Source organism: Wolbachia endosymbiont of Drosophila incompta (assembly GCF_001758565.1).
GTDB classification, from domain to species: domain Bacteria; phylum Pseudomonadota; class Alphaproteobacteria; order Rickettsiales; family Anaplasmataceae; genus Wolbachia; species Wolbachia pipientis.
In genome coordinates, this window is the sequence record NZ_CP011148.1 from 743,157 (window position 1) to 749,628 (window position 6,472).

Consider the following 6,472-nt stretch of genomic DNA (forward strand, 5'->3'; position numbering starts at 1 on the left):
AGCTATGGGCATGTCAGAATTCATAGTCTCTGATTGGTGTAAACGAAATGATCAGAACCGAGCAATGCAAATTAAAGCACAAAATCGCTCTAATGTAATTACTGGAATCACTAAATTTTTGCGCTCAACTCTGCAAATATCAGTAATTGGAACAGGTGCATTACTTGCAATCACAGCTCATAAGACTGCCGGTAGCATCATCGCTGCTTCAATTTTAATGGGTAGAGTATTAGCACCATTTGACGCTGCGGTTCATACTTGGAAGTTTTTAAATCAGGCTAGAATGTCATATGGAAGGCTACAAAGACTTATATTAACATCGCCAAAAAGAGAGCAAACGATGGCTCTACCAGAACCTGAAGGAAAATTGGAATTTGATAGAGTATTTTTTACTCCTTATGGAAGCAATAAGCCGACAGTAAAAGGAATATCATTCATTATAGATCCTGGAGATGTAGTTGGTGTTATTGGTGCAAGTGCTTCTGGTAAATCCACTATCGCAAAATTAACTGTTGGTGTATGGAAGCCAATATCTGGTGTAGTCAGACTAGATGGCGCTGATGTATATACTTGGAATCGAGAAAATTTTGGTAATTATGTTGGCTACTTACCTCAGGATATTGAGTTATTTAACACTAGTGTCAAAGCTAATATTGCTCGCATGAGGCCAGATCCAAATCCTGAAGAAATAATCAAAGCAGCAAAAATTGCAGGAATACATGAACTAATACTAAGCTTACCAAATGGATATGATACAACAATAGGAGGTCCTGGAGGAGTAACGCTCTCTGGCGGCCAAAAACAGCTTCTTGGACTTGCCAGAGCTTTTTATGGTCACACAAAACTTTTAGTACTTGATGAACCAAACGCTAACTTAGATAGCAATGGAGAGGCATGCTTAATTAATGCAATTGGCATTGCAAGAAAACAAAATACTACTACTGTTATCATCACTCACAAGCTACCGTTATTGTCCGTAGTTGATAAGGTGATCCTCATGTCAGATGGTATCATTTACGCTATGGGACCAAAAGATGAGATTTTGAGCAAATTAGTTGCTCCATCATCAAGTACCACAGAAGATGAGCGCTCTTCAGCAAATGGTTAGTTTACTTACAATAAATTCTGTATCTGAAATAACAACTGTTCCAGAAAAATATATATTTCTTTACCATTAGAAATAATATTACAAGAATAGTAAATAGATTAATAACTCTTATTAATTAAAGTCAATCGGCAGATATAGCTAAAGTGGCTTAGGTTTACCTACAATTTGAAAAACAACACATTCGTCTTAATGAATTTTCTTAATTTGTTATCTAAATAACTTAATATTAGTGGTAATTTTATAAAAAAATTATAATATAAATAATGTTGCTGCGAAAATTTATAACAATATTTCCCTCTAACGTTTAATGAATTTCAATAAATTGCCTTTTTAATTCTAGATAAGTATATGCTTTGTTAATATGTTTAGTTCAAAATCCAAAAGTAAGTTTATGCTTTCTATTGGAGAAGAAGGCATAATGTTACTATATTTTAAAAATAATACTTTAAATAAAAGGTATTTTGTTAAGGGCAAAAACGATAAAGCAGTTTCCGATTTAATTTCATGTCTTTCGTCAGATAAAAAAGCACCTTTATACCTGGTGCTTAATCATGCAGATCAAAATTACTCGCTACAGTTTATTACAAGGGCAAACAAGATTAGTGCCTATCTATCAGCAAAAACAAAGATGGAGCATTTTTCTCGTAATAATGACATAAGTTCAGTTTTTTTGGTTGAGAAGCCAAACAAATTCAATCAAAACTGGTGCTATCTTCTTGTTTCATCAAAAGCAAAGCATTTAGTAGAATATTGGTTGAATGTGTTTATTGAGATAGGCTCCAACTTTAAGGGAATATTAATGTTTCCTATAGAAATAAGTAATATAACAAAAAAGATTCTACATAAAGATCCTAATAATTGGAAAATTATAGTTGCTGCAACTAAAACGGGAGGCTATAGACAAGTGGTTCTTAAAGAGAATAAAATGGTATTTACGCGCTTAACATCATTTACTAATGATAATTTACCAGGAATTATCGCTGGTGGAATATATCAGGAAGTGCAAGATACTATTCGATCCTTAACTAAGTTTGGGTTTGAAAAAAATAACCCTATCGACCTTTGTATCATAGTGTCAGAAGATATCAAAGCTAGTTTATCAGTCATAAATTTTTCAGAGAACAGTGTGAACATATTAACTCCATATGAGTTAGGCAAACTATTAGGAGCAGAACTAGCTATAAGTGAAAAAGATAACTTTTGCGATACCATAATTTTGTTTCATAGCTTTAAGAATAAATTAGCAGCTATTTTTAATACAAAGGAAACTAAAGAATTTTATCTATTCAATTACCTTTATTTAAACTCTCCTCGAATTTTTCTATACTTCGCCCTGGTTTTAGTTATAACAAACACCCTTTGTTTGCTAAATTTGTATTCAAATTTCAATGTCGCTGATAATTTATCAGCAAAGCAGAACACCTTAAATAACCAATTAACAAAACTTAGCCAAAGCTATAATGTAAAAAAAATAGATGAAATTTATGATTTTATTAATATCAATAATATTTTATCAAAAATAGAATACTCTCCTCTTACACAAGTTAAGTATGTAGAAAAGTTAAAAATACCAGGTATAGAGCTTCGATCATTTGAATGGAATTATAATGAGGCAAAAAGTTATATTACCACAACTTTAAAGTTTAATTTTCAATCCGGTAAAAATATTTCTCATCAATACGAGAAACTACGAAAAAATTTAAACGATAATTTTCGTACCTATGACATTAATATTTCTAGCTTACCTGCTGCTAAAGAGCAAAATCTATCTATTGATGTTGAAATAGGAGAGGCAATGTAGATTAATGACTATCTCTCAATTAAAAAGAAAAGCTACAATTCAGTTTATATCGTATTTGTTATTATCTGTTGGATTAATAGGGTTATTAACATATGTTGTTATCTATAACGAAAAGATTTATAATAAAAACCAAATTGCGATTGATAAAATACGTTCTATTAATTTACAGATTACTGGAATTCAAAAAAAGGAAGTTGTTCTAAATAAAAACCTAGATTTATGGAAAAAAATTTCCTCTTCAAATTTACATAGTAGCAGATACATTGCAAATTTAAATTTCGAGCTTAGCAAGTTATATAAAAAGTACTATATATTAGAACCTGAAATATCAATTTCTATACCCGAAGAAGTTGAGCTCCACAACAAAAGTGAACGCACAAAAGTAATAAAAAGTGAAGTGATCCTAAATTTAAGCTCAATCAGCGATAAGCATATTTTTTTATTTCTACAGTCTATTCCAAATCTGCCAGGTTATGTTATGATCAAATCTCTTATTTTAAATAAGCAGAGAAATATTGATGCTGCAACTATGAATCAGATTTTGAATGGTAATATGATAGAGATAGTGAGAGCTAATATAGTCTTTGATTGGTATACTATATTAAGTAGATAAGGTGATGAACATAAAGCTGTTTTTTATTTTTACGCTACTCATTTCCAATGTTAATGCATATTGCAGTTGTGAAGATATCATAGAAAGCATAGAAATTTGTAAGGAGTATTCTTGCCGACAATATATTGGCAATGAAGATTTTATTGAGCATAAAATATTAGGATTAAATAGTGGAAATTTATGCGTATATATAGAAAAACAAGGTAATGATGAAATGGTTTGTCATCATTCTCAGTATGGAATGATGATAGAAAAAAGATATTTTGAAAGTATTCTTAAAGTTGGCAATCAAGAAATCGACGATTTTATTGATATAGCAAATTTGCGTGCAAAAGAGTGTTTCTTTATCAACAATCAAAAACTAAGCTATACAGATCGGGACGATATAATAAGAGAAGCAGTGGAAAGTGACTTTGACGTTTTGTCACAATATAGTAACGTAAAAAGCATTTTTTTTGATGAAGAGCCAGTTAATAGAATGGTCAATGAAATGGAAAAGTTCAATTTACGATCTTCAAGAGCTACAAAAGAGGAGGTATCAGATAATTTCAACGGTAAGGTAGTGAGTTTAGACTCAATTTTATATCTTTCTCCCGATACATGGAAAATATGGGTAAATGGAAAACTGTTTATAAATACTAAGGATTTAAAAGTGCACTCAGTCACTGAAAATTATGTAACTTTTGTATGGACCGTAGATCAAAAAGCAATAAAAAAGCATGCGAATGATTCTCAAAATGTATATTTTGGATATGGGAGTATTATGTTTACGCTTTATCCAAAACAAAAATTTGACTTGGATGGCTTATCTATTAAATAACTTAAATATATATGCGCTTGTAGCTCAGTTGGATAGAGCGTTGCCCTCCGGAGGCAAAGGCCGTGGGTTCGAATCCCTCCAAGCGCACTTTTAATTAAATTTGACAATAGTATTTTCACATAAGATAATAAAAGGATTTATTTAGAGCATAATTATGTCTGGTGGTACCATAAACAAAGTCATACTAGTTGGTAATTTAGGAAAAGATCCTGAAATTAGGACTACACAAAATGGAAAAGAAATGGCAAGTTTTTCAATAGCCACGTCTGAAAGTTGGACTGACAAACTTTCCGGTATGCGCTCTGAAAAGACAGAGTGGCATAATATCGTAATTTTTAGTGAAGGATTAGTAAAAATCGTCAAAGATTTTGCACGTAAAGGCAGTAAAGTTTATGTTGAAGGTTCTTTGAGAACTAGAAAATGGACTGACCAAAACGGTGGTGAAAGATACACAACAGAGGTGGTTCTATATAATTTTAATAGCGCTCTTACTCTCTTGGATTCACGAAATAGTGCGCCAAATTCTGATTACAAGCCAAGTGAATACAAACAAGGTGAAACAGAACAAAAAGATAAACACGAAAGTTTTGACAACGATATAAAAGATGAACTACTCGACGATGAAATACCATTTTAACAATTTAAATTGAAATCTACATTTTTATGGACTGCTTGTGTTACTCCTTTTAATTGCAATGGAGATAGTATAGATTATAGCAGTTTGCAGCGTTTACTGACAATGCAAGTTAAAGCTGAAAATGGCGTAGTGTTGCTGGGTAGCACAGGTGAGAGCCTATCGCTTACTGATTCTGAAAAGCGTACATTAGTTGAATTCGTATGTAAGCTAAAATTAAATACGAAAATTATAATTGGCGTACCAGGAGTGAATCTATATCAGACTCTTGAATGGCTTGATTTTTGCAAGGGTATGCCTATTCATGGCTATCTAATGACAACTCCCATTTATGCAAAGCCCGGAATTATGGGGCAGACTTTATGGTTTGAAAAGCTGCTTGAGAAAGCACATGTGCCGGTTATGTTTTACAATATTCCATCAAGAGCAGGAATAAATCTTCACGCTGAAACTGTACGCAACTTATCCAGCCACGAAAAATTTTGGGCTATCAAAGATTCAAGTGGCACTGTTGATACTTTAGCTCAGTATAAGAAAGTTGCACCAAATATTGAGGTCTTTTGTGGAGATGATAATATGATATCCGATATGGCCGCTTATGGTGCGGCTGGCCTGGTTTCCGTTGCTTCCAATGTTTGGCCATATGTAGCACATGAATATGTTAAGAAGTGCCTCAATGGCAGGAACCCTCAGGCAGATATCTGGCAACAGGCTTGCGAAGCCCTATTTATTGCCAGCAACCCAATACCCACTAAAGCACTTTTGCATGATATTGGGCTCATAGAACATCAAACTGTCCGCCTACCGCTCAGCACAGAAGACTTGCCTTCTGTTGAAAAATTGAGGCAAGTCAATAAAATGATTCTTGGATGGAAAGAATTGGCTACTCTCTAAATAGTCTTGCAACTTTGATTTAATATACAATCCAAGTTTCATTTGAACACTCCCAAACTTATCACTTTATGCCACTGGTCTTCATCTAAAATTTCTACACCTAATTCCACTGCCTTTTTATATTTGGATCCTGGTTTTTCTCCTGCAATTAGGTAGTCAGTTTTAGCAGAAAGATGTGAGCTGACCTTTGCTCCCAGAGTTTTGGCTCTTACTTTTGCCTCTCCTCTACTCATAGCAAGTAGCTTACCAGTAAACACTATAATTTTATTATTTAAAACAGAGTTACTAGAGTTGGAGCTCACAGGAAGAATTTGAAGACAAGCAGTAAGATCATTTAACATTTTGATGTTATGTTCCTTAGAAAAAAATGATTCCAAAGATTCAGCCCCTTTTTTTCCTATGCCATCTATACCTACTAGCTCAGTATTATCTAATGACAGTTCAATCATCGAATTATACCAGTTATTATAAGAAACATAATAATCTGCAAGCAATTCTGCTGCAACTTGGCCAATAAATCTAATACCTAAAGAAAATATAAACCTATCTAGAGTTATTACCCTTCTGCTTTGTATAGAATTTAACAAATTAGCTATAGATTT

Annotated in this window: 7 protein-coding genes and 1 tRNA gene; 7 read left to right on the forward strand and 1 reads right to left on the reverse strand. The window is 32.8% G+C overall.

The genetic code is table 11. The features are described from left to right. The 7 genes from WG67_RS08450 to dapA all read left to right on the forward strand — a co-directional run. A partial coding sequence (locus tag WG67_RS08450) for a type I secretion system permease/ATPase (protein WP_458694893.1) occupies positions 1-1,108 on the forward strand: 1,108 nt, incomplete at its 5' end. 361 nt (positions 1,109-1,469) lie between these two features. Beyond that, the gene (locus WG67_RS03300; RefSeq protein WP_015589193.1) at positions 1,470-2,909 is read left to right on the forward strand and encodes a hypothetical protein; all 1,440 of its coding nucleotides are present in this window, start codon (positions 1,470-1,472) and stop codon (positions 2,907-2,909) included. Between the two features lie 4 nt (positions 2,910-2,913). Next, positions 2,914-3,522, forward strand: a complete 609-nt coding sequence (locus tag WG67_RS03305; protein ID WP_010082450.1) for a hypothetical protein — start codon at positions 2,914-2,916, stop codon at positions 3,520-3,522. A gap of 4 nt (positions 3,523-3,526) precedes the next feature. Then, the gene (locus WG67_RS03310; RefSeq protein WP_070357055.1) at positions 3,527-4,342 is read left to right on the forward strand and encodes a hypothetical protein; all 816 of its coding nucleotides are present in this window, start codon (positions 3,527-3,529) and stop codon (positions 4,340-4,342) included. Between the two features lie 13 nt (positions 4,343-4,355). After that, positions 4,356-4,429, forward strand: a tRNA-Arg gene (locus WG67_RS03315). A 67-nt stretch (positions 4,430-4,496) separates the two neighbouring features. Then, positions 4,497-4,979: a single-stranded DNA-binding protein gene (ssb, locus tag WG67_RS03320; RefSeq protein WP_010082448.1), complete on the forward strand. Its 483-nt coding sequence runs from the start codon at positions 4,497-4,499 to the stop codon at positions 4,977-4,979. 9 nt (positions 4,980-4,988) lie between these two features. Continuing rightward, positions 4,989-5,870: a 4-hydroxy-tetrahydrodipicolinate synthase gene (gene dapA, locus WG67_RS03325; protein WP_038199100.1), complete on the forward strand. Its 882-nt coding sequence runs from the start codon at positions 4,989-4,991 to the stop codon at positions 5,868-5,870. Between the two features lie 38 nt (positions 5,871-5,908). Here the strand turns inward: dapA and WG67_RS08455 are convergent. After that, the coding region (locus WG67_RS08455) for a BRCT domain-containing protein (protein WP_458694894.1) at positions 5,909-6,472 on the reverse strand (564 nt) is incomplete at its 5' end.